This is a genomic window from Vagococcus sp. WN80Y (assembly GCF_059621045.1).
The window spans coordinates 38,461-63,100 of the sequence record NZ_JCAQHY010000155.1 but is presented as its reverse complement, the minus strand read 5'-3'; the positions used below and the strand labels follow the sequence as shown (position 1 = coordinate 63,100).

General features: G+C 36.9%; 20 protein-coding genes, 3 pseudogenes and 1 other annotated feature. Of the genes and pseudogenes, 9 read left to right on the top strand and 14 right to left on the bottom strand.

What is annotated here, in order from left to right:
* Positions 1 to 308: 308 nt before the first annotated feature.
* Entirely contained in the window at positions 309 to 923 is a 615-nt protein-coding gene (locus tag AC5KOD_RS12605) for a histidine phosphatase family protein (protein ID WP_496914923.1), read from the bottom strand.
* Between the two features lie 221 nt (positions 924 to 1,144).
* Here AC5KOD_RS12605 and croR point away from each other — a divergent pair, with 221 nt between their 5' ends.
* From croR to AC5KOD_RS12575, 6 genes and pseudogenes are all read left to right on the top strand, one after another.
* Positions 1,145 to 1,834, top strand: a complete 690-nt coding sequence (croR, locus tag AC5KOD_RS12600) for a response regulator transcription factor CroR (RefSeq protein WP_496914922.1) — start codon at positions 1,145 to 1,147, stop codon at positions 1,832 to 1,834.
* A pseudogene (locus tag AC5KOD_RS12595) lies at positions 1,824 to 2,069 on the top strand (sensor histidine kinase); the annotation flags it as partial. The gene croR and the pseudogene AC5KOD_RS12595, both read left to right, overlap by 11 nt.
* 36 nt (positions 2,070 to 2,105) lie before the next feature.
* Positions 2,106 to 3,002: pseudogene (locus AC5KOD_RS12590) on the top strand (sensor histidine kinase); the annotation flags it as partial.
* 82 nt (positions 3,003 to 3,084) lie between these two features.
* On the top strand, positions 3,085 to 4,392 hold the full coding sequence (locus tag AC5KOD_RS12585; protein WP_496914921.1) for a serine hydrolase: 1,308 nt from the start codon (positions 3,085 to 3,087) through the stop codon (positions 4,390 to 4,392).
* A 60-nt stretch (positions 4,393 to 4,452) separates the two neighbouring features.
* Positions 4,453 to 4,661: a binding site (T-box leader), on the top strand.
* Between the two features lie 64 nt (positions 4,662 to 4,725).
* Positions 4,726 to 6,003, top strand: coding sequence for a serine--tRNA ligase (gene serS, locus AC5KOD_RS12580; RefSeq protein ID WP_496914920.1), 1,278 nt, complete (start codon positions 4,726 to 4,728; stop codon positions 6,001 to 6,003).
* 145 nt (positions 6,004 to 6,148) lie between these two features.
* Entirely contained in the window at positions 6,149 to 7,552 is a 1,404-nt protein-coding gene (locus AC5KOD_RS12575) for a polysaccharide deacetylase family protein (protein ID WP_496914919.1), read from the top strand.
* A gap of 1,059 nt (positions 7,553 to 8,611) precedes the next feature.
* Here AC5KOD_RS12575 and guaB read toward each other — a convergent pair.
* The 7 genes from guaB to rsmG all read right to left on the bottom strand — a co-directional run bounded on the left by guaB (position 8,612) and on the right by rsmG (position 14,975).
* On the bottom strand, positions 8,612 to 10,096 hold the full coding sequence (guaB, locus tag AC5KOD_RS12570; protein WP_496914918.1) for an IMP dehydrogenase: 1,485 nt from the start codon (positions 10,094 to 10,096) through the stop codon (positions 8,612 to 8,614).
* Between the two features lie 213 nt (positions 10,097 to 10,309).
* Positions 10,310 to 11,005: a DUF1129 domain-containing protein gene (locus AC5KOD_RS12565; RefSeq protein WP_496914917.1), complete on the bottom strand. Its 696-nt coding sequence runs from the start codon at positions 11,003 to 11,005 to the stop codon at positions 10,310 to 10,312.
* 67 nt (positions 11,006 to 11,072) lie between these two features.
* Complete coding sequence (ychF, locus tag AC5KOD_RS12560) at positions 11,073 to 12,173, bottom strand: redox-regulated ATPase YchF (RefSeq protein ID WP_496914916.1); 1,101 nt, start codon at positions 12,171 to 12,173, stop codon at positions 11,073 to 11,075.
* Positions 12,174 to 12,231: 58 nt separating this feature from the next.
* Positions 12,232 to 12,417 (bottom strand): DUF951 domain-containing protein, encoded by a 186-nt coding sequence (locus AC5KOD_RS12555; protein ID WP_496914915.1) that lies wholly within the window; start codon positions 12,415 to 12,417, stop codon positions 12,232 to 12,234.
* A 19-nt stretch (positions 12,418 to 12,436) separates the two neighbouring features.
* Positions 12,437 to 13,330, bottom strand: coding sequence for a ParB/RepB/Spo0J family partition protein (locus AC5KOD_RS12550; RefSeq protein WP_496914914.1), 894 nt, complete (start codon positions 13,328 to 13,330; stop codon positions 12,437 to 12,439).
* Positions 13,317 to 14,084: a ParA family protein gene (locus AC5KOD_RS12545; protein WP_496914913.1), complete on the bottom strand. Its 768-nt coding sequence runs from the start codon at positions 14,082 to 14,084 to the stop codon at positions 13,317 to 13,319. The genes AC5KOD_RS12550 and AC5KOD_RS12545 overlap by 14 nt, the downstream gene beginning before the upstream one ends.
* A gap of 171 nt (positions 14,085 to 14,255) precedes the next feature.
* Complete coding sequence (gene rsmG, locus AC5KOD_RS12540; protein ID WP_496914912.1) at positions 14,256 to 14,975, bottom strand: 16S rRNA (guanine(527)-N(7))-methyltransferase RsmG; 720 nt, start codon at positions 14,973 to 14,975, stop codon at positions 14,256 to 14,258.
* A gap of 280 nt (positions 14,976 to 15,255) precedes the next feature.
* On the opposite strand from rsmG, the pseudogene AC5KOD_RS12535 reads away from it, so the two are divergent.
* Positions 15,256 to 15,387: pseudogene (locus AC5KOD_RS12535) on the top strand (DUF2196 domain-containing protein); the annotation flags it as partial.
* Positions 15,388 to 15,442: 55 nt separating this feature from the next.
* Here the strand turns inward: AC5KOD_RS12535 and mnmG are convergent.
* The 6 genes from mnmG to rpmH all read right to left on the bottom strand — a co-directional run bounded on the left by mnmG (position 15,443) and on the right by rpmH (position 21,433).
* Positions 15,443 to 17,338 (bottom strand): tRNA uridine-5-carboxymethylaminomethyl(34) synthesis enzyme MnmG, encoded by a 1,896-nt coding sequence (gene mnmG, locus AC5KOD_RS12530; protein ID WP_496914911.1) that lies wholly within the window; start codon positions 17,336 to 17,338, stop codon positions 15,443 to 15,445.
* A 33-nt stretch (positions 17,339 to 17,371) separates the two neighbouring features.
* Complete coding sequence (gene mnmE, locus AC5KOD_RS12525; protein WP_496914910.1) at positions 17,372 to 18,757, bottom strand: tRNA uridine-5-carboxymethylaminomethyl(34) synthesis GTPase MnmE; 1,386 nt, start codon at positions 18,755 to 18,757, stop codon at positions 17,372 to 17,374.
* Positions 18,758 to 19,043: 286 nt separating this feature from the next.
* Positions 19,044 to 19,778 (bottom strand): RNA-binding cell elongation regulator Jag/EloR, encoded by a 735-nt coding sequence (jag, locus tag AC5KOD_RS12520; RefSeq protein WP_496914909.1) that lies wholly within the window; start codon positions 19,776 to 19,778, stop codon positions 19,044 to 19,046.
* A gap of 42 nt (positions 19,779 to 19,820) precedes the next feature.
* Positions 19,821 to 20,645, bottom strand: a complete 825-nt coding sequence (locus tag AC5KOD_RS12515) for a YidC/Oxa1 family membrane protein insertase (RefSeq protein WP_496914908.1) — start codon at positions 20,643 to 20,645, stop codon at positions 19,821 to 19,823.
* Entirely contained in the window at positions 20,635 to 20,997 is a 363-nt protein-coding gene (rnpA, locus tag AC5KOD_RS12510; RefSeq protein ID WP_496914907.1) for a ribonuclease P protein component, read from the bottom strand. Before rnpA ends, AC5KOD_RS12515 begins: the two co-directional genes overlap by 11 nt.
* 301 nt (positions 20,998 to 21,298) lie before the next feature.
* Positions 21,299 to 21,433, bottom strand: a complete 135-nt coding sequence (gene rpmH, locus AC5KOD_RS12505; protein ID WP_126781423.1) for a 50S ribosomal protein L34 — start codon at positions 21,431 to 21,433, stop codon at positions 21,299 to 21,301.
* 485 nt (positions 21,434 to 21,918) lie between these two features.
* On the opposite strand from rpmH, the gene dnaA reads away from it, so the two are divergent.
* Positions 21,919 to 23,262, top strand: coding sequence for a chromosomal replication initiator protein DnaA (gene dnaA, locus AC5KOD_RS12500; protein ID WP_496914906.1), 1,344 nt, complete (start codon positions 21,919 to 21,921; stop codon positions 23,260 to 23,262).
* A 168-nt stretch (positions 23,263 to 23,430) separates the two neighbouring features.
* Positions 23,431 to 24,561, top strand: a complete 1,131-nt coding sequence (gene dnaN / locus AC5KOD_RS12495; RefSeq protein WP_496914905.1) for a DNA polymerase III subunit beta — start codon at positions 23,431 to 23,433, stop codon at positions 24,559 to 24,561.
* Positions 24,562 to 24,640 lie beyond the last annotated feature (79 nt).

The window sequence follows — 24,640 nt, the reverse complement described above, 5'->3', positions numbered from 1 at the left end:
TCGCCTTAGCAACTTTATTAGAATAACATGATTAGTTGTTATTGTCAACAACTTTTTTGATTATTTTTCAAAAGTTTTTTTGCTTCGTTGAAGTAGTTTAGTTCTTCAAGCGACAACTTAATTATAATAACATGTTTCTTTCTTGATTGTCAACAACTTTTTTTTTAAAGTTTATTAGCTGTTATTACTATTTTGTTAAGCTGTCTTAACGACAAGATATAATATACCAAGTTCTACAACAAAAAGCAACTACTTTTTTAACTATTTTTTAAATTATTTTTCAATTAGCAATTTCCTGTCATTTAACCTTAACTATTATAAGTAATTAGTTGAAATGTTTGGCCCTCATCAATTGTTTCCATAATAGAAATGGAGGTATTATCTAGTAAGCCACTTTCACGATAGTCCCTCTGCTTTTTGCCCTCTAAAGATTTTATTAATGTCGTTAGTGTGATGCCATGAGAAACAATTAATAAATTGCTGGCCTTGGATTCTTGACTGATAATCTCTTCCAATGCTTGACGACTACGAGCAACTAACTGCTGATAGCTCTCACCAGAAAAGTTCTTTGGATCATATTTTTCTGGCTGAGTCTTTAAATAGGTATATTGTTCTTCCTCTTGAATCTCTTTAATAAACTGTCCTTCCCAGTTTCCAAATCCAAGCTCCCTAAATTCGTTTACTTCTATTAAATGCGACTGATTATTGTCACTATTCTCTCCCATGATATATTGCGCTGTATCTTTTGCTCTCTTTAATGGACTTACATACACCTGATCAAAACTGACTTCTGCCAACCTTCTACCAGCTGTCTTGGCACCTTCTATCCCTGTTACCGTTAAAGGAGAATCGATATTCCCACCTTGAATCCTACCTATCCGATTAAATTCAGTTTGACCGTGTCTCACAAAATATAATTTCATCTTAATTTAGTCCTCCTTATTCTCTTATTTATTAAACTATTACCTCAACTATTAAGACTAAATTCCACCGTCCTTCTTTTTAATTATGACCAGTTTATTACTTTTAATCAAGGTTTTCGTCGAAAAGTATAAATTTCATTTAACTTATCCATTAATTTTTGGGTTTAATTCTATAATTTGCTACAATGAGACTAAATTAACCTAACTATGGAGGAAATCAAATGAAAATACTTGTTGTTGATGATGATAAAGAAATTGTTGAGCTTTTGAGTATTTATATTCACAACGAAGGCTATGAGGTTATTAAGGCCTATGATGGAAAAGAGGCGATTACTAAAATTTTGACGACCTCTGATATTGACTTGATGATCTTAGATATCATGATGCCTGTTATGGATGGCATGCAAGTCGTTAAGGAATTAAGAAAAGAGTCGCAAATCCCCATCATTATGTTAACTGCAAAAACAACAGACATGGACAAAATCCAAGGTCTAATTGCAGGTGCTGATGATTATGTGACTAAGCCTTTTAATCCCCTTGAGGTAATGGCACGTGTAAAATCGCTGTTGCGTCGAACTAAAATGCAAGTGACTAGTAATGAGCCTGACATTTTAGAAATCGGCCCTTTAATTATCAAAAAGGATTCGCACGAGGTGACAACAGATAGTGGAATTGAAATTCAATTGACTGCTCTAGAATTTGGAATTTTGCATCTCTTGGCTAGTCACCCTAATCGTGTGTTTAGCGCAGATGAAATCTTTGAACGTGTTTGGCAACAAGAAAGTTTGATCTCGGCTAAAACTGTGATGGTACACGTCAGTCACTTACGAGATAAAATTGAAGAAGCTACTGGTGGAGAAAAAGTCATTCAAACTGTATGGGGAGTAGGCTATAAGATTGATGGCAATTAAACACAAACCTGATACTACCCATCGCGGCTCTCGTATTAAGCTAACATCTAAAGAGAAAAGCGAATTAATTATTGAAGGTGTTATTACCATTGTTCTTTTGATTCTATTGAATATCGCTATTTTGTCTCTTGCCCAGTTGCTTATTAAAGATACCACGACAACCAAAAATTTGATTTTTGATATAAAGGAAGTTTTGGTAAAAACCTTTTCTAATGAAAAGTTTTACTCTCTTGGAAATCTAACTCTAGGTTTCATGATTATTTTTGATTTGATTATTCTCTATTGGCGATTAATCCGCCGCTATCATCAAATGCAATTGCGTCATATTATTAGTGAGCTTCATTATATTGCGAATGGCAACTACGGTCACCGTATTCCGTTCGAACTCGCCGGTGATCTAGGGCGAGTTGTAGAAAGTATTAACGGGTTAGTCGATAGTACTGTTGAAGCAATAGAGGAAGAGCGAAAGATTGAAAAATCAAAAGATGAATTAATAACGAATATCAGTCATGACATTCGGACTCCTTTAACTTCAATTATCGGTTATCTAGGTTTAATAGAAGAAAAACAATATCGGAATGAAGATGATTTACTAAAATACACACATACCGCGTATTCTAAAGCAAAGCAAATGAAGCTACTTGTTGATGATCTATTTGAATATACAAAAGTTCGTCAACCTAGCACACCGCTTAACTTGATTCAATTTGATATGGAGCAATTGCTAGCTCAATTAGCGGTTGACTTCGAAATTGATGCCAATAAAAAAGGCATGCGTGTCGATGTTACTACAACGCCTTCACCTTTTATTATGGAAGGAGATACCGAAAAACTCGTTCGTTTATTCAACAACCTAATAGCTAACGCCCTTAAATATGGTCGAAAGGGAAAGCAAATCATATTAGAAGCGGAACGAGTTGGCAGTGAAGCCATCATTACGGTTAAAAATGACGGGCCACAAATTCCTGAAGCCTCTCTCAATCAATTATTTGACCGGTTTTACCGGGTAGAAGAATCTCGCTCTCAAGAAACTGGCGGGACGGGGCTTGGATTAGCGATTGCACAAAGTATCGTCGTCCTTCACGGAGGCTATATTTACGCTAAATCGGATCAAAAATGGACCTCTTTTGTTATCCATTTACCTTTAAAAAGGGCCCCTATTGAATAAATTGCCATAACCAGCATAATTAGTTAGAATGGATTGTGTTGGTTTTATTTTGCCACAGTGTCTACACAAGGAGAATTAAATAATGTCAAAAAAATGGAACACTGCACTTATACCCAAAATTTTTTGTTACCTCTTACTTTTTATACTAGGGTTAAATTTAGTTATCCCTATAACCGCTTATGCTGATACTGATTTTGACGTAAACGCTAAGGCTGCAATTGCTATTGATGCGGAATCTGGAAAAATTTTCTATGAAAAAAATGCCAATACTCCCTTGCCAATTGCCTCTATGACCAAGTTGCTTACCCTTTATCTCATATTAGAAGCAGTAGAAGAGGGAGACCTTTCTTGGGATGAGCAAATTAAAATTAGCGATCATCTACTGAAAATCAGTCAAGATTTGAATCTATCCAATGTCACTTTTGTTAAAGGAAGCTCCTATTCAGTTCGAGATCTTTTTAATGCTAGTGCCATTGTTTCCGCAAATGCAGCGGTCACTGCCTTAGCAGAACGAGTGGCGGGCACAGAAAAAGAGTTTGTTGACCTCATGCGTGCTAAAGTTAAATCTTGGGGAATCGATGATGCTTATCTAATCTCAACTTCTGGTATAAACAACGAAGATGCCCAAGGCCGCATCTACCCTGGAAGTAAAGATGATGAAGAAAATCTGATGTCAGCTAAAGATGTAGCCGTAGTTGCTCAACATTTAGTTCAAGATTTCCCAGAAATTATTGAAACAACCAAATTACCAAGCGCTGTTTTTGCGGAAGGAACTGATGAAGAAACTGTTTTAGAAAGTTCTAATTTTATGTTACCTGGTTTTTACTACTATAAAGAAGGCGTTGACGGGCTAAAAACTGGAACGACCGATTTAGCTGGCACTAACTTCACTGGAACAATTGAAAAAAATGGCTTCCGTCTTATTACAGTTGTAATGAACGCCAGTCCAGCAGACGATGATGACGGCTTACGTTTTAGTGAAACAGGCCGCCTAATGGACTTTGTCTATGACAATTGGTCTTACAATGTCTTGTATCCTAAAGGGAGTATCCTTCCAAAACTGTCTAAAATTGAGGTTCCCAATGGTGTCGAACAATCTGTTTCTGTTGTAACAGGTGACCCCATCCAATTTTGGAATCGCAAAGATATGACAACTGCAAACATCACGTTAAAAAATTCTGATAAGTTGAAATCATTAAAAGCTCCCATAGAAAAAGGAGAGTCAATCGCTGACTTACAAATTACGTACCCAGAAGATACACTTGGTTACATAAACGGTTCTAAACAAACAACCACTGTCCGAATAATCGCTAACGCTTCTGTAAAAAAAGCCAACTTTTTTATTACGTCTGGTCGCTCAATCAAAAACTTTTTTGGCAATCTTTTTTAGAGATTCTTAAGAACAGTTGACAGATAAGGTATTTTTCGGTATGCTAAATTAAATATTAATAATAAAACGTTTGGGAATAAGTACATTAGACGCTTTTTAAGAGAGTTGACGGCTAGTGCGAGTCAATAAAGTAACTAATAGAAATCCATCCCAGTATAGTAAATGGAGAAATAATTCATTTCGGTGGCAACCGTTAATAGCCTTAATCAAGTGCAACAGTTATGTTGAATTTGGGTGGTACCGCGAATTTACGCCTTTTCGTCCCAAGGAGCAAGAGCTCTATGGGAGGAGAAGGCTTTTTATTATGTCGTTATGACAAAAGGAGGAATTAGCATGTTAGATATTAAACACATTCGACAAAACTTTGAAGAAGTGACTAGCAAACTTGAAACTCGTGGTGTTGCGAAGGAAACATTGGTAGCCCTTATGGACTTTGACAAAAAACGCCGCCAATTATTGGTAGAGGTTGAAGAACAAAAGAAACTTCGTAATACGGTCTCTGAGGAAATCTCTCAATTAAAACGAAACAAAGAAGATGCTCAAAGTAAAATCGAGCAAATGAAAACAGTCGGTAATTTAATTAAAGAATTAGATGAAACCTTAGCTACTATTGACAAACAGATTGCTGAAATCGCTGATAACCTACCAAATATCCCTAACGAAACTGTTCCTGTTGGTGCTGACGAAGAAGATAACGTAGAAGCTCGCAAGTGGGGCCAACCTAAAGAGTTTGATTTTGAAGCAAAGGCTCATTGGGAAGTTGCCGAAGGGTTAGATATTTTAGACTTTGAAAGAGGGGCAAAAGTATCAGGTAGTCGTTTTGTCTTTTATAAAGGGCTAGGTGCTCGACTAGAAAGAGCCATCTATAACTTTATGTTAGATACTCATACAACCGAGCATGGTTATAAAGAAATGATTACCCCTTATATTGTTAATAGCGCGTCAATGTATGGAACGAGTCAATTTCCTAAATTTAAAGAAGATGTCTTTCAGTTAGCCGATACTGATCTAACGTTGATCCCGACATCTGAAGTCCCTTTAACTAACTTTTATCGCGATGAAATTATTCCTCAAGAAGAGCTACCTGTTTACTTTACTGCTCTTAGCCCTTCATTCAGATCTGAAGCTGGTAGTGCTGGTCGCGACACTCGAGGATTGATTAGACTTCATCAATTTAATAAAGTGGAAATGGTTAAGTTCACTGAAAACGATACCTCTTACGAGGAACTAGAAAAAATGACCGCCAATGCAGAAGCTATTTTACAAAAGCTCAACTTACCTTACAGAGTCATGACTCTTTCTACTGGCGATATGGGCTTCGCCGCTGCCAAAACTTATGACCTAGAAGTATGGATTCCTGCGCAAGATATGTACCGAGAAATTAGTTCTTGCTCAAACTGTGAAGACTTTCAAGCCCGTCGAGCAAAAATTCGCTACCGCAATAACGAAGGAAAACTTCAATTTGCTCATACCTTAAACGGCTCAGGCTTAGCAGTCGGACGTACGGTTGCAGCTATTTTAGAAAACTATCAAAACGCGGATGGCAGCGTGACTATCCCTGAAGTTCTTGTTCCTTATATGGGCGGTATTACTAAAATTACCAAAAATTAAGCCAAATAACCTTCTCTTGTTATTAAAAAGGGAAGGTTTTTATTTTTCTTTCTTTTTTTGATTACGAATAGGTGTAAAATGTTGCGGATTAATGACAAAGATATTACAATATAAGATATAGTTATCAAAAAAGGAAAAGAAGCCTATGAAAAATAAACAGAAACTCTTATGGATCTTAATTTTATGTGGCGGATTAATTATATACGGCTCATACTTTATTAAAAATCAAAAAAAACTTGCTATTAAACAATTTAAAGTAAGTGAAAAAAACTTACTAAAACAAATCGAACAGGATTCTGTTGAAGAAGATCATCAATTAGTCTATCTATCAGAGAAGAAAGATGACAGCATTATCTTATTACTTCCAACCACTAATCAAAAATCAGTCATTAGTGATGTTCAAAAAGACATGTCCCAATTTGCCGAAGAATCAAAAAATCAACTAAAAAAAGGAACTCCTACTAAATTAGTCGTCACTGCGACTAGTGAAAACATTCAGCAAAATGTGACGCAGTACACGTACATACTAAAAAAATATCAATGGGATAAATCCGAAAAAAAATGGACTAAATCTACAAAGAAATCGGCTGAAATGACGCTAATTAATAACTTATCAGGTAATAAATTAACCTTAGGAGATATTTTCACCAATCAACAAAATCTTTTAACGCTCACTTGCAGTATTCAAGAAGAACTCCTAGCATCTGCAAAGGATAGTAAAAAAGACGTTGAAAAAATTTTAGCTTTACCTCTCTTATCAGCGTCTCAAACTGATTTTAGCTTTGATAAAACGATGGTTACCATTCCTTTTCATCAAAAAGACAGTTATATTAATGACTATACCATCAATTATGAACAAGTTGGCCACTTTCTAAATCCTGATTTCGTGGATAATCAGTATATTAAAGAGGCGGCTGTTGAAGACGTCATGCCAAAACAAAAAGTTGTTGCCTTAACTTTTGATGATGGTCCAAGTGATAAGACAACCCCCGCTATTTTAGCTACCTTAAAAAAGAAAAAAATATCGGCAACTTTTTTCATGCTAGGACAGCAAGTAGATAAATTTCCAGAGCTCACCAAAACTATTTCTGATAATGGTCACGAGCTCGCCAATCATTCTTATAGCCATCCAAATTTAGTCGAATTATCTGCTGAAGAGGCTCAAAAACAAATTAATCAAACTCAAGCCGCTATTTATAAAGCGACAGGTCTCTTACCAAAATATGTACGACCGCCTTATGGCAGCTTCAATTATGATACTGCCGTTGCAATCGGTCTGCCTCTGATTAATTGGTCCGTTGATTCACTCGATTGGAAAACAAAAAACAATAAAAAAATTATAGAAGACGTGACTCGAACAATCGGTTCTGACAGTATTATTTTAATGCACGACATCCATCAAGAAACAGCTGATGCCTTAGAAAAGCTGATTACCGATCTGCAAAAAGAAGGCTATCAATTTGTGACAGTCTCCGAATTACTCCAAGCAACAGCTAAACCACTCGTGGTTTATTATGCCGCCAATGACCAGCGGGCTATCACAAATTAGAGGATACCCATTAACTAAATCAAGTGGGTATGAAATTCGCTTCATCATAAAAAAATATACCTCCGTTTTCTTCATTTCACATGAATCCAATGGGGTATTTTTATATTTGTCTCAACCTATGGGATCAATCCTTTATATCACAGTCCTATTATGATGAGTGACACAGTGGGTTACATGAGAATTGATAAAAAGTGAGGAGATGTTATTAAACGAAAAATTCTCGATTGATTCACATCCGTAAAAGGCGGACATAATAGTATTCCTAGATTGACTGTCCATTGGGTGATAAAGCCTTATTCTATCTGTTTCTTTGAGGGAAACGGACTAAAAATTTTGCGGATTAAACCGTGTCCGCCTTTTACGGACATACTGAATTTAGCCACTCGATACATTGTTATTTGACTTTTTTATTAAGAATAGCTCTCATGTTGTTAAACAGAAAATTTTCGATTGATTCACATCCGTAAAAAGCGGACATAATAGTGTTCCTAGATTGACTGTCTATTGAGTGATAAAACCTTATTCTGTCTGTTTCTTTGAGGGGAACGAACTGAAATTTTTGCGGATTAAACCATGTCCGTCTTTTACGGACATGATAATTTTAGCCAATCAATACATTGTTATTTTTTTTATTAAGACCAACTGCCCAATTAAACAGAAATTCTCGATTGATTTACATCCGTAAAAAGCGGACCAGAACTAAATCAAACACACCTGACCTATTTTATTAGTTATACCATACTTCTTTGAACGTTGTCCATTTGCTTAAAGGCCCTTTTAAGTGCTAAGTTACTCTAAAAAAAGGGCTTCTACCCGCTTTTTTAAATTTCTACCTTATTGTAACGAGATTTAATCAAATATAGCAGTTTTTTTAAGGTAATTTAACTCAAATAAAGTAAGTTAGCAGATAAAAAAACGAGAAGTGGCCCAGTCCAAAAATAGAATAAAACGCATCAACCTCATTCCTAAGAATAATGAGTTGATGCGTCTTATTATGATAGTAGGGTAAAAAGCTTAATCAAGACACTCTCGAATAATTCTTTCTACTATTTTTATCTGTTACTGTTCTACAGAATAATTAGGCGCTTCTTTTGTAATATGGACATCGTGAGGATGTGACTCACGAAGACCTGCACCACTCATTTGTACAAATTGGGCTTCATCTCTTAAATACTGCAAGTTAGCTGCACCTACATAGCCCATCCCCGCTTTCAATCCACCTGTCAATTGGAAAATGATGTCTGAAACACTGCCTTTGTATGCCACACGACCTTCAATTCCTTCTGGAACCAATTTATTTGCTTCATTCGTTCCTCCTTGGAAGTAACGATCACTTGATCCCTTTTCCATCGCTCCTAATGATCCCATACCACGGTATGTCTTAAAGCGGCGACCTTGATAAATTTCAAATTCTCCAGGCGATTCATCCGTCCCTGCTAACATGCTACCTAACATAACAGCATGACCACCAGCTGCTAAGGCCTTAACAATATCCCCAGAGTACTTAATTCCACCATCAGCAATGATTGAACGACCATACTCCCGAGCAACCTCAGCAGCATCATAAATCGCCGTTAATTGTGGAACACCTACCCCTGCAACAACACGAGTTGTACAGATAGAACCCGGTCCAATACCAACCTTAACTACATCAACTCCAACATCATAAAGAGCTCTAGTTCCCTCTGCCGTTGCCACATTTCCCGCAATCAATGTTGCTTCTGGGAAAGTATCACGAATTTCTTTAATTTTACGAATAACACCAGCACTATGACCATGTGCTGTATCAATAATAATCGCATCCGCCCCTGCATCTAACAGAGCTTGGGCACGCTCAAATGTATCGCTTGTAACACCAACTGCTGCCGCTGCCAATAAACGACCATGCTCATCTTTCGCCGCATTCGGAAACTCAATTACTTTTTCAATATCTTTAATGGTAATTAACCCACTTAAACGGTTATCTCCATCAACAATCGGTAATTTTTCAATTTTATGCTGTTGTAAAATCTTTTCAGCATCTTTCAAAGACGTTCCAAGAGGAGCTATAACTAAGTCTTCTTTAGTCATAACCGCTTCAATTGGTTGTTGATAATCTGTTACAAAACGTAAATCACGGTTAGTTAAAATTCCAACTAATTTGCGATTTTCTAACGTTTCTACTATGGGAACACCACTAATTCGATACTTAGACATTAACGCTTCAGCCTCAGCAACTAAATGAGTAGGAGTGAGGAAAAAAGGATCAATGATAACACCACTTTCAGATCGTTTAACCTTTCGCACCTCATCAGCTTGTTGCTCAACACTCATATTCTTGTGAATAACACCCAATCCGCCTTGGCGGGCCATTGCAATTGCCATTTTACTATCCGTAACAGTATCCATACTAGCACTCATAAACGGAATATTTAAGGTGATATTTTTAGCTAATTTAATAGACATGTCTACTTCATTTGGCAACACATGACTTTCTGCTGGAATCAGCAACACATCATCGAATGTTAACCCTTTTTTTGCGAATTTAGTTTCCCAATTAGACATTGTAACAAACCACTCCTCTGTTTTATTTTTTAATTACAAACTTATCAAAGAAATTCACTTCTGTCAATGATAGCCGCACATTTTCTGAACTTTTTCATCAATTTCTCACTTGCCTCTTCCCTCTTGCAAATTTATCTACTTAACATTTAGGATAACGAAACTACGAAAAACAAAAAAAGAGGCTATGGCTTACGCCACGGCCCCTTACACTTATTAACGTTGCAAAATGCTGCCTTTGATATTGTATTTTTTCTTCAAGAAATAGCGAACACCGAACACCACCGCACCTAACACAATATTAATCATCGGATCTAAGACTGGATTAACTACAGCTGGAATAAACGCTGATAACATAAAGATAAGCATCCAAACTAACATAATACCAATCATTATTAATATAGATTTAAACCCGCCAGGGCGACCTGTTTGATCCACACCTGGGCGATCATATTTATAAATATACTTATGAATCAAGTAGAAGGCATAACCACCTGAAATAGCCCCTACCGTAATACTAATAATCCCTTGTTGTTGATTTGCTGCCGCATTTTTAGTTAATAACGGCATAACTCCCGCCATGAATAACGACAAGAAAACAAAAATTAACAAAGAGTTATCCAACCACATTTCATACATGGTTCCTTCCTTTTCAGGTGCAGGTGCTGTTAAAATCAACTCTGTCCGCTCACTAACGGTACCAAATAATTGACGAGCTGTTTTACCTGTTTTTTGGCCTTCAACCAATTCAGGCAAAATGGTACTCAAGGCTACTGCCTGTAACTCTTCTGATAAATTAGCTGCCATTAATGATTTTTTCAAATCAAAAACATACTGCTCATTACGTTTTGTTAATTGTGCTTCAAGTTCACGATTTTTAGCCACGGTTTCTCGTAATTCTAATTCTTCCAAAAAAATCCCTCCCCTTTTGCCTGCCGAACTCGTTTAGCAACAGACAAGACTTCTGTCATTATCGTTATTATACATTAAAGCGGAATAACATAACATCGCCATCTTGAACGACATACTCTTTCCCTTCAAGTCTAACACGTCCTGCCTCTTTAGCCGCAGCCATACTACCGTAATGCTTCAAATCATCATACGAAACCGTTTCGGCACGAATAAAGCCACGCTCAAAATCCGTATGAATCACGCCAGCACACTGGGGAGCTTTCATGCCCTTTTTAAATGTCCAGGCACGTACTTCTTGGACACCTGCTGTAAAGTAAGTAGCAAAACCTAACAAATCGTAAGCAGCCTTAATCAGTTGATCCAAACCAGACTCTTCGATCCCTAAAGCCTCTAAAAATTCATTTTTATCTTCATCATCTAACTCGGCTATTTCCTCTTCTGCACGAGCACTTACCACGATTACTTGAGAATTTTCAGTTGAAGCAAACTCACGAACGCTTTTAACATACTCATTATTATCAACATCGCCCACTTCATCTTCCGCAACATTTGCCACATAAAGAATTGGCTTAGTCGTCAACAAGAACAAGCTTTTTACATAGTCTTGCTCCTCTTCAGTAAACTCAATCGTACGAGCAGACTTACCTGCCTCTAGAACAGGCTTAATTTTATCTAAAATAGCCAACTCCACTAATGCGTCTTTATCTTTTGTCCGAGCAATTTTACTGATACGAGTGTGGCGCTTATCTACTGATTCTAAATCAGCCAAAACAAGTTCTAAATTAATCGTTTCAATATCAGCTATAGGATCAATTCGACCTTCAACGTGAGTAATGTTTTCATCATCAAAACAACGTACTACATGACAAATGGCATCCACTTGACGAATATGGCTTAAGAATTTATTCCCTAATCCTTCCCCCTGACTTGCCCCTTTGACAATCCCAGCAATATCTGTAAATTCAAAAGTAGTCGGAACTGTTTTTTTAGGTTGAACTAACTTAGTCAATTCAATCAAACGATCATCTGGAACTTCGACCATTCCTACATTTGGGTCAATGGTTGCGAAGGGGTAATTTGCCGCTTCGACACCGGCTTTTGTAATTGCATTGAATAAGGTTGACTTCCCTACGTTTGGAAGCCCCACGATACCAGCTGTTAATGCCATAGTTTATCTTCACTCTTTCATTTTAAAATAGTTAATTTACAGGCAAATAGAGAGAGAATTACCCCTCTTTCTTCACCAATACTTTTTTCATTTTTTTATCAAAGTCACGACGAGGCAACATCACAATATGACCACAGTTCGTGCACTTAATTTTGATGTCCATTCCCATACGAATAATCTCCCAACGATTGGCTTTACACGCATGCGGTTTTTTCATCTCAACAAGATCACCTAAATCATACATGGCTCTCCCTCACTTCTTCTTATTGTTCATCAAACTTTATATCTAATATATCTAAAATTCGGGTCAAATCACCTGAAGATAGATATTCAATTTCAATCTTGCCTTTTCCCTCTTTTTCTTGAATTAAAACAGACGTTCCGAACTTATCCATTAAACGCTCTTCGCTTTCTCGAATATAATACGGTTTAGCAAGGGCTTCTTTTTTTATTTTTTTCTTAGGAGTCGATTTTTGATCATTTAATTCAGAGACCAGTTGCTCCAACTGACGAACCGTTAGACTTTCCTTAATCGCCTTAGCAGCTACCTCAGCCATTAACTCACGATTTTTAAGCCCTAATAGAGTACGCGCTTGTCCCATTGACAATTGCTCCCCTTGAAGCAGTTCTTTAACCCCTTCAGGCAAGGTTAGCAAACGTAAATGATTGGCAATATAAGGCCGACTTTTACCTAAACGTTCTGACAACTCGACTTGGGTCAATTTAAGATTTTTCATCAACATATCATAAGCTTCAGCTTCTTCAAGCGGACTTAAATCTTCTCGTTGTAAATTTTCTAAAACCGCAATTTGCATCATCGCTGCTTCATCAAATTCACGAATAATTGCAGGGATTTTTTCTTTCCCAGCTAATTTAGATGCTCTGAACCGTCGTTCACCAGCAATAATTTCATACCCTTTAACATCAGACTTACGCACAATAATTGGTTGAAAAACACCTGATTGTTTAATCGACTGGGCCAACTCCTGAAGAGCTGCCTCGTCAAACGTTTTTCGAGGTTGATAAGGATTTGGGCGTAATTCAGCTAAATCAAGGTCAACAATTTCTTCCTTTTGAACATCCACTTCTTCCAGACTCGCAAAGTCTTGAAATAATGCGTCAATTCCCCGACCTAACCCTTTACTATTTTTGCTCATGTGCTAACACTTCCTTTGCTAATGCTTGATACACTTCAGCTCCTCTTGAACGAGGATCATAATCAATAATCGACAACCCGTGACTTGGCGCCTCTGACAATCTAACATTTCTCGGAATAATCGTATCATAGACACGTTCTCTAAAGTATTTGCGAACTTCTTCTACTACCTCTGACCCTAAATTTGTTCGGGCATCATACATCGTCAACAAGACACCTTCAATTCGCAAATCAGGATTAAAATGTTTTTGGACAAGACGCACTGTATTAAGTAATTGACTAAGCCCCTCTAATGCGTAATATTCACACTGTACAGGAATCAATATTGAATCGCTCGCCGTAAAAGCATTAATCGTTAAGTGACCAAGTGATGGCGGACAATCAATTAAAATGTAATCATACAAATCCGCCACATCTTGAATGGCACTTTTCAATCGAGATTCACGCGCCATCATAGGCGTTAGTTCAATCTCTGCCCCTGCCAACTGAATCGTAGCAGGCACAATATCTAATTGATCTCGAGTCGTATGATGAATCACCTCAGCCATCGGATGTTCGTTAACTAAGACATCGTAGATATCTTTATCAACATCTGATTTTCTGACCCCGATTCCACTTGTAGCATTTCCCTGAGCATCAATATCTATCAATAATACTTTCTTACCATAAAACGCAAGCGAAGCACCCAAGTTTACTGTTGTGGTGGTTTTACCAACACCGCCCTTTTGATTCGCCACCGAAATAATCCGTGCCATGCTTTTTCCTCCGATTCTTTCTCACAATTTATCCATCTCAGACCTTAGCTAGACAGCCTTTTATAGCTCTCTTTAATAAAAAGTTCAAGGATTTCTCAATGTTCTTATTGTATCATAAATATGCTAATTTTTCTCCGTCACTTTCAGCTGATATACGCCACTATTTTCAACTTATTTTAATGGTTGTTTATTAGGCGTTCCCGGCTTGCGAGGATACTTATTAGGCGTTTCTTTTTTCTTAGCAATGGAAATAATGTGTCGAGTATCTTGCGTAATCGGTAGCGTCACATCCTCTTCTTTGAGTAGTTTCCCACCTAATAACGCAATCGCTTTTTTCGCTTCGGCTAATTCCTCATCACTTTTAGCAGCTTTCATTGCTAAAAAATAACCGTCTTTTTTGACTAGAGGTAAACACAATTCTGCTAAAACAGTCAATCTAGCAACCGCTCGAGCTGTCACAAAATCAAATTGTTCACGAAATAACTTATTTTGGCCAAAGGTTTCAGCTCGATCGTGATAGAGGTGAACGCCCTCTAATCCTAAGTCTTGGCTCAATGTCGTTAAAAAAGTAATCCGTTTATTTAAAGAATCAACAATGGTCACCTGACTATTAGGAAAAGCTATTTTTAACGGAATACTGGGAAAACCAGCACCTGATCCTACATCGCATAAACTAAAAGACTTCTCAGCAAAGTCATTGGTAAAAGCCAATGTTAAAGAATCATAAAAATGTTTTAAATACACCTCTGATTCTTCCGTAATTGCTGTTAAATTCATCTTTTGATTCCATTCCACTAAAAGCGTAAAGTAACGAGCAAACTGACTCATCTGCTGATCTGACAGCTCAATCCCTTTTTCTTTAAGTGCTAATCTAAATTGTTCTGGTGTCATCTTGATTTCCTTTCTAATTTCGTGAAACAAAATAATGTTTCACACTTTTCTTTGTCTACTTTAACGTAAATTCGAATGAAGTGCAATGGTTTTACCACTTCTCTCTAGTTTTCCTCCTCTTTACGTCATTCCCCTTGCTAATTCACGTGCTTTTCCTTCTAAATTCTGCCATAATATGGACATACCATCAAAAATAAAGTAGGTGAAACATTTGGATGGAAAAAATCGCAGTCAATTAAAAATTGGCCAAAAAGTAGATATCGTTTAAAAAAAAGACCAACGGACAGGCAAACTAACTCGTGGTCACATCAAACGACTCTTAACTAATAGCGCTAATCACCCTCATGGCATTAAAGTCATGCTAGTAGGGGGCGATCAAGTAGGACGTGTTCAAAAGATTATAGAAGAGTAATCGCAAAGAATAGTGATAATAAGCTGGGAAATTCCTGACTTACTATCACTATTTTTTAAGCTTTCTTAGTTATTCTTCCTTGCTCCAAATAAACCATTAAGATACTAATATCTGCAGGATTGACCCCACTAATCCGACTTGCTTGAGCAATCGTTTCAGGTTCAATCTTCATCAACTTTTGACGAGCCTCAGTAGCTAACCCATTAATTGTACTATAATCAATATTTTCTGGAATTTTTTTTGCTTCCATCCGTTTTAACTTATCAACTTTTTCTAACGCTTTTTTGATATAGCCTTCATACTTAATTTGAATTTCCACTTGCTCAACGACTTTTCGTGGCAACTCTTTCTCAGATTCAGGCATAAAACGACTCAATTCTGCGTAAGAAATTTCAGGGCGACGTAAAAAGTCAGCCGCTAAAATCCCGTCTTTTAGTGGAGAAGCTCCTTTGCTAGCCAAAAACGCTTGAACGTCTGGTGTCGGTTTTAACCGAACTTTATTAAGCCGCTTGAGCTCTTCCTCTATTAAACTCTTTTTCTGCAAATAGCTGTCATATTGCTGATCATTTACTAACCCAATTTTACGGCCTTGTTCCGTCAATCGCAAATCGGCGTTATCATGGCGTAAAATTAAACGATACTCTGCACGTGATGTTAGCAAGCGGTACGGTTCATTGGTTCCTTTAGTCACCAAATCATCAATCATTACCCCTATGTAGCCATCACTTCTCTGTAAAATTAAAGGTTCCTTGTCTTGAATCTTAAGGGCAGCATTGATTCCTGCCATTAACCCTTGGCCACCCGCTTCCTCATAACCACTTGTCCCATTTGTTTGGCCAGCTGTGTACAAATTTTCAACGAGTTTTGTTTCCAAGGTTGGTCGTAATTGATGAGGCACTACTACGTCATATTCAATGGCGTACCCACTTCTCATCATCTCAGCTTTTTCTAAACCAACTACTGTTTGTAGCATCTTATGCTGAACATCTTCTGGTAACGACGTTGATAGTCCTTGAACATAAACCTCTTCTGTATTAGCACCTTCTGGCTCTAAAAAGATTTGATGACGAGGTTTATCGCTAAAACGAACGACCTTATCTTCAATCGACGGACAATAACGAGCGCCAACCCCTTCAACTATTCCCGTAAACATCGGCGCACGATGTAAGTTATCACGAATAACTTCATGGGTCCCCTCATTTGAATAGGTCAACCAACATGATAATTGTTCTTGATTGTACGCACTATCAGGTGTAGAAAAGCTAAAATGATTGGGGGTTTCATCTCCAGGTTGCTCTTCGGTTACTGAATAATCAATTGTACTAGCTTTAATTCGCGGAGGAGTTCCTGTTTTAAAGCGATCAATTTGAAATCCATGAGCTTTTAAACTATCACTTAATTTTAAAGATGGCTGTGAATTATTTGGGCCCGAAGAATACTTTAGTTCGCCAATAATAATTTCACCACGCAAAGCTGTTCCTGCTGTAATAATAACTGCTTGACTACGATAAATAGCACCTGTCGCGGTTACAATCCCTTTACAGATACCTTCTTCAACTAAAATTTCCTCGGCCATCCCTTGACGTAACACAAGGTTTTCCTGCTCTTCAATTGTTTGCTTCATAGATTCAGCATATTTATTTTTATCCGCTTGTGCTCGCAACGCTCGCACTGCGGGACCCTTACCTGTATTCAACATTCGCATTTGAATGTATGTTTTATCAATATTTTTCCCCATCTGTCCGCCGAGCGCATCGATTTCCCGAACTACTACCCCTTTAGCCGGACCACCTAGAGAAGGATTACATGGCATAAAGGCCACCATATCCAGATTAATTGTCAAAAGTAGGGTACGACATCCCATCCGTGACGCCGCTAAAGCTGCCTCTGAACCAGCATGTCCCGCTCCAACTACAATGACATCAAATGACTCTGCTTCATATCTTTCCATCATATCTTCCTCTCTATTTATCCTCAACACCGATTACTTCCCTAAGCAGAACTGACTGAACAATTGCGTAATTAACTCATCCTGCACACTATCGCCAATGACCTCACCAAGTAAATCCCAACAACGAGTCATATCAATTTGTACCAAATCGACTGGCATCCCGGCCTCAATACCAGAAATTACTTCACCTAAGGCCAACTCAGCTTGTTCCAGCAATGCAATATGGCGATTATTAGACACATAGGTGGCGTCTTTTTCAGCGACGCCACCGTCAAAAAAAAGCGCCGCTATTTGTTCTTCTAATTGATCTATTCCCGCATTTTCTAAAACAGAAATCGGTAGTAATTCATCAGATTTAACATAGTCAGCCAAGTCAGCTAATGTTAATTTAGCAGCTAAATCTACTTTATTCAGTAAGATTAATCGGTTTAAATCTGCCGTCGCAACTAATAATTGACGATCCTCATCTGTTAATGCTTCACTTTGATTAAGAACAAGTAAAATCAAATCAGCCTCAGACAACGCCTTACGACTACGTTCGACGCCAATTTTCTCTACCACATCGTCAGTCTCACGAATTCCAGCCGTATCAATTAATTTTAGTGGTACGCCACGAACATTCACATACTCTTCTATAACATCACGTGTTGTTCCTGCAATCTCCGTGACAATTGCTTTATCTTCTTGTAAAAGATGATTCAACAAACTTGATTTTCCAACATTAGGTCGTCCAATAATTGCTGTTGATAACCCTTCACGTAAAATTTTTCCTTGTTTAGCCGTCCGCAACAATTGATGAATTTGCCCCTTAACTAACTCAGCCTTCTCTAACAACAACTGAGTGGTCAACTCCTCTACGTCGTCATATTCTGGATAATCAATGTTGACTTCTACTTGAGCTAGCGTTTCTAAAATTTCCTGACGCAGTCGCTTAATTAACTGAGATAGATTGCCATCTAGTTGTGTAATTGCCATTTTCATCGCTTTATCTGTTTTAGCACGAATCACATCCATCACAGCCTCAGCCTGAGATAAATCCACCCGACCATTTAAAAAAGCACGCTTTGTAAATTCTCCAGGTTCAGCTAAACGTGCCCCTTGACGCAGCACCAGCTGTAAGACTTGATTCGTCACCACAATCCCGCCGTGACAATTGATTTCCACTACATCTTCACGGGTAAACGTGCGCGGTTCTCGCATGACAGAAATCATCACCTCATCCAACTTGCTTCCTGATTGAGGATCGACAATATGACTATAATGAATGGTATGACTGGCCACCTCTTTTAATTGCTGTACAGATACTTTATCAGCAATTGCTACTGCCTGATCACCACTCAAGCGAACTATACTAATAGCCCCTTCCCCAGAAGGTGTGGAAATTGCTGCAATTGTATCAAACTCCATGGTTATATTCATTTTTTGCCAACCTTTCTTAGATTTTTACATAGAAAAAAGTGCTCACTTCACCCCTCAATTTAAGGATGAACGTAGCACTTGACTGCAACAGTTCTTATGATATTCATATAGATAATAGCATACTCACTAAGGTTATTCAATCATAATAACTCACTTTTATCTTAAAAACCCCCTACAATGTAAGGAAAGTAGGGGGTTTTTAAGTATCACCGTATTTCAACGTTGATAAGAATGATTTCGTATAAAATATACGCTATTTTTAATACGCTTGTCAAATCTTTTTCAATTAAACACGGTTTTTACGAGGTTCAACCACCAAATATCTAAAGGGTTCATCCCCTTCAGAATGCGTCTGAACATGTTCGTGAGCCGTTAAAATAGCATGAATTTGTTTGCGTTCAAAGGCGGGCATCGGTTCTAAAAATACTGGCTGACCTGTTCGCTTAACCTTATCAGCTGTCTGATTCGCTAAACGAATCAATGTCGCTTCACGACGCTCCCGGTAATCACCTACATTGACAATCACAGATAACTTATTATCAGCCGTCCGGTGAATAAAGACTTGAGCCAAATACTGTAAAGCATTTAAAACTCGACCATGTTTGCCAATCAACATACCGGCTTTATCACTTTCCAAATGGAACGTAATGTGCTCGTCTTTACGTTCTACCTTCACCATTGCAGGGGCATTTAGTTCCTTAGTTATGTTAGTTAAATATAAAGCCAGCTCAGTAATTGCATCATTATCACTTAATTTTTCTAAAACTTTAGGCATCTCTTCGCTTACGATTGTTTCAGTCACAACCGTCTCTGTCTCAACAACGATTGCTTCGACAGGTTCTTCTTCCTTGGACACAGAGAGAGGCGTTAAACTCACGACCGCTTCTTTTTTTCCAATTCCTAAAAAACCCTTCTTGCCCTCATCTAGAACCTTTACGTCAACTTCTGCTTTTGTCAATTTTAAAGAGTCCAATCCCTTTTGAATGGCATCTTCAACTGTTAAACCTTCATAATTTGGCACAAAACTTACCTCCTTAGATAATAAAATAGACTGTTTTGTTAACTAGCGTTTTACTTTTTTCTTCTTAGGACTCTGAGCCTTCTGCAAAGCTCGCTCTAAATCACGTTTACGCTGTTCTTCTTCTTCGCGTTCACGTTTAATTTTGAATGGATTGTTAATTAATAATGTTTGACCTACTTGGAAGGCATTTGAAATCACCCAATAAAGTGATAAACCACTTGCTAAATTCGCTCCCATAACTAAAATCATTACAGGCATCATATAATTCATGATTTTCATACTAGGATTAGCATCAACTTGGCTCATACTAGATAATTTAGTACTGGCGAACGTAAAGATTGCCGCTAAAACTGGTAAAATATAATAAGGATCTTTTAACCCTAATTCTAGCCATAAAAATTCCCCTTTGCTTAAGCCTGTCCGAGAAATCGATTGCCATAAAGCCATCATAATTGGCATTTGAATTAACAATGGTAAGCATCCGGCAAAAGGATTAACGCCATGTGCATCATAAAGCTTTTGTTGTTCTTCTTGCAATTTTCGTGTTGTTTCTGGATCCTTAGATGAATATTTTGCTTGCAACTCTTTTAATTTTGGCTGTAATTCTTGCGTTTTACGCATACTTTTATTTTGATAATGCATCAACGGTAATAAAATAATCCGAATGATGATTGTAAATAAAATAATCCCAATCCCAGCGCTGCCTCCAAATGATAGGAAGTCAATTGCTCGTCCAAAATTATAGATAATGTATCTTTCCCAGATGCCTGTGCTGTTAGCTGTTACTTCACCGGTACCACAGCCTGTCAAAACCAACACTAATGCTACTAGCCCAAGGGCTAATAGTATTTTTTTCTTATTCTTCACGTTCGTTTACCTCTCTCACCAATAAAATATGTGCTAATTTAAAGACATGTTCGAGGTTTTTTTTTACCTCTGTTGACGTCAAGTTCACAATATTTGGCCGCGCGATAATAATAATATTGCTCTCTTGTCTAATTTCAGTCGCTAATAAGCGAAGATTTTCACGAATTTGGCGCTTCACATAATTACGCGTGACGGCGTTGCCAATCTTTTTGCCCACCGATAACCCTACTCTAAAATGTGGTTGTGTTTGAAAATCGACATAAACAACAAAATTTTTATTGGCAAATGAGTGTTTCTTCTGCATTATCGTTTGAAATTCATTTTCTTTCTTAATACGATAGGATTTTTTCACGCTTATCTCCTTTCGCTTAAAGCCCTACTAACTTATTCGTACACCTTATATGATAGCATAAAAACTCACTTTTTCCTCTAGCTTTTAATAACTCTTTTTTTACAAAAAAGTAAAAGGTTCATTTAAACTCACAAGAACGTAAAACACAGACTCGTAAAATAACAGGCTGATGTTGTGAGGCTAAATGAACCAAAACCATTAATAACGTAACAAAAAGTCTAACTCTACCACAAACTTACTCAATTAAAGATTATCGTTTCTTTATTCACTTTTACAAAAAAAACCACTGAAGGTCAGTGGCTTATGAACATAAAACTTTTCTTCCTTTACGACGTCTTGTCATTAATACGCGACGACCATTTTTAGTACTCATGCGTTTACGGAAACCATGAACTTTATTATGTTTACGTTTGCTTGGTTGGTATGTTCTTTTCATGTGTGACACCTCCTAAATAAAATATATCCTCTTTATAGTTAGACAGACTATAATATTATACGAAACCCCTGACTATCTGTCAACTCCCCTTCATTAAAAATTCAGCTTATTTCTTAGTAAAAGTTATCCACATCTCTTATTTTTTACGGGAAAAAATGTGGACATTCGAACATGTGGAAAAGTTATATCATAGTTGCCTTAGTAATTATCCACATGTTAGCTGTCTGTTATAAAGTTATCCACATTTAGAAAAGGACCTGTTAAAAACTGCCTAAAAGATGGCTATATCAATAAAAGTTATCCACATCGATTGAAGATAATGTCATATTCAGTGATACTTTTTCACAAAAATTGAACTAGGTGTGGATAAGTATCATCCCCTTTGTGGATATTTTTTCCACAGTTATATAAAATCAGTGGAAAACTTTTTTTTTTAATGCTAAAATAGATAAGACTATGAAATGATAGAGGAGGGAATTACTTTCATGCCAAATATTGAGTATATTTGGAAAGAACTAGAAGAAAGTTATCGAAAAATTTTAACTGTACCTAGTTTTAACGCCTGGATAGAACAAGCTAGTCCAATCAGTTTGATTGACGGGCGATTGACCATCGAAGTTCCTTCAACGCTTCACAAGGAATATTGGGAAAAAAACTTATCCACAAAAATTGTTGAAACAGGCTTTAAACTTACTGGCGAAGAAATTACGCCTATTTTTATCATCCAAAATGAGCAGCCTAATCAACAAATTGTCGAACCGAAACCAGAGTTAGTCGTATCTGAACTAACTCGAGAAAATAGTCGGAAAGCGTTACTCAATCCCAAATACACCTTTGACACCTTTGTTATTGGTAAAGGAAATCAGATGGCTCATGCTGCTGCTCTTGTTGTAGCTGAAGATCCTGGCTCAACCTATAATCCGCTATTCTTTTATGGAGGAGTTGGATTAGGTAAAACTCATTTGATGCATGCCATTGGCCATCAAATGTTATTAAATAGCCCTAATGCCAAAGTCAAATATGTCAGTAGTGAAACATTTGCTAATGATTTTATTAACTCCATTCAAAACCGAACATCAGAAAGCTTTCGGCAAGAATATCGCAACGTTGATTTACTACTAGTTGATGATATTCAATTTTTTGCTGATAAAGAAGGAACACAAGAAGAGTTTTTCCATACGTTTAACTCTCTCTATAATGACGGCCGACAAATTGTTTTAACGAGCGATCGTTTACCTAACGAAATACCAAAATTACAAGAACGTTTAGTCTCCCGCTTTGCATGGGGGCTGTCTGTTGATATTACACCACCTGATTTAGAAACTCGTATAGCTATTTTACGTAAAAAAGCAGATGCTGAACGTCTAGAAATCCCTGACGATACCTTAAGCTATATAGCTGGACAAATTGATTCCAATATTAGAGAGTTGGAAGGCGCGTTAGTGCGCGTTCAAGCCTATGCTACTATGAACAGCCAAGACATTACTACTAGTCTCGCTGCTGATTCATTAAAAACATTAAGACCTATTGGCCAAAAAAACCAATTGTCTATCCTAACTATCCAAGAAGAAGTATGTGACTATTATCATATTCAATTAAAAGACCTCAAAGGGAAAAAAAGAGTCAAAACAATTGTTTTACCTCGACAAATTGCGATGTATCTTTCACGAGAGCTAACAGATAACTCACTTCCTAAAATTGGTGCTGAATTTGGCGGTAAGGATCATACAACTGTTATCCATTCTCATGAAAAAATACAACAATTACTTGAAAATGATCCAACCATTCAAAAAGAAGTTGGAGAAATCAAAAATCAATTAATTTCTTAACATGTGGATAAACGATAAAAAACGAAAAAGTTATTAACAAGTTATACACAAGTGGATAACTCTAGAGATATCTAACGCTATTGCTCTTTTCCACAGTAATAACAGGCCCTACTACTACTATTATTTAATATAATAATAATATATATAAAGAAAGGACTCACATAAAAAATGAAACTAACCATGAATCGAAACACTTTTATTAATGAGTTATCAACTGCTCAACGTGCGATTTCATCAAAAACAACTATCCCTATCTTAACGGGTGTAAAAATAGACTTAACCTCTGAGGGTCTTTCTTTAACAGGAAGTAATGCTGATATTTCTATTGAAACTTTTTTATCTGCACAAGATGAAAAAGCTAACTTAACAATAGAAAAAACTGGCTCTATAGTCTTACAATCTCGTTTTTTTGGAGAAATTATTAGAAAATTACCAGAAGATTCATTTACATTAGAAGTTCTTGAAAATAATCAAGTTGCTATTACATCTGGAGCAGCTGAATTCGTTGTTAATGGATTAGATGCTGAAAATTATCCACACCTTCCTGTAATTGATGAAAATAATCAACTAAAAATCCCTGTTCGAGTGTTAAATAAAATTATTAGTGAAACAGGCTTTGCTGTCTCAATGCATGAAAGTCGACCAATTTTAACAGGTGTTCACTTTATTTTAAGCCATTCTGAATTATTAGCTGTTGCAACTGATAGCCATCGATTAAGTCAACGAGTTATCCCTGTGGAAAACGCAGTAGAAGATTTTGATATAGTTATCCCCGGGAAAAGTTTATTAGAATTATCTCGCTCGTTTAAAGATGAAGAAGAATTAGTTGAAATTAGTATTATGGAGAACCAAGTACTGTTTAAAACTAAAACAATGTATTTCTATTCTCGTTTATTAGAAGGGAAGTATCCTGATACTAATCGCTTAATTCCAAATAGTTTTAATACAGAAATTGAATTCAGTGTACCTGCTTTACTATCTGCTATTGAGAGAGCCTCATTGCTGTCACATGAGGGACGAAATAATATTGTTAGACTAGCCATTAGTTCGGATGAAGTAACTATTTACGGTAACTCTCCAGAAATAGGTAATGTTCAAGAAGAATTAACTTATTCAAAAGTAACAGGTGATCCACTTGAGATTTCTTTCAATCCTGATTATATGAAAGATGCATTAAAGGCATTTGGTGCGATTGATGTTGTGGTTAAATTTATTTCGCCTATTCGTCCATTTACTTTGGAGCCTGTTGATTCTGATATCTCTTTTATTCAATTAATTACGCCTGTTAGAACAAATTAAATTTAATGAAAATGACTTCGCAAATGTTTATCATTAGGAAGTCATTTTTATTTTGGTTATTTATGTTGAAAATTGTATG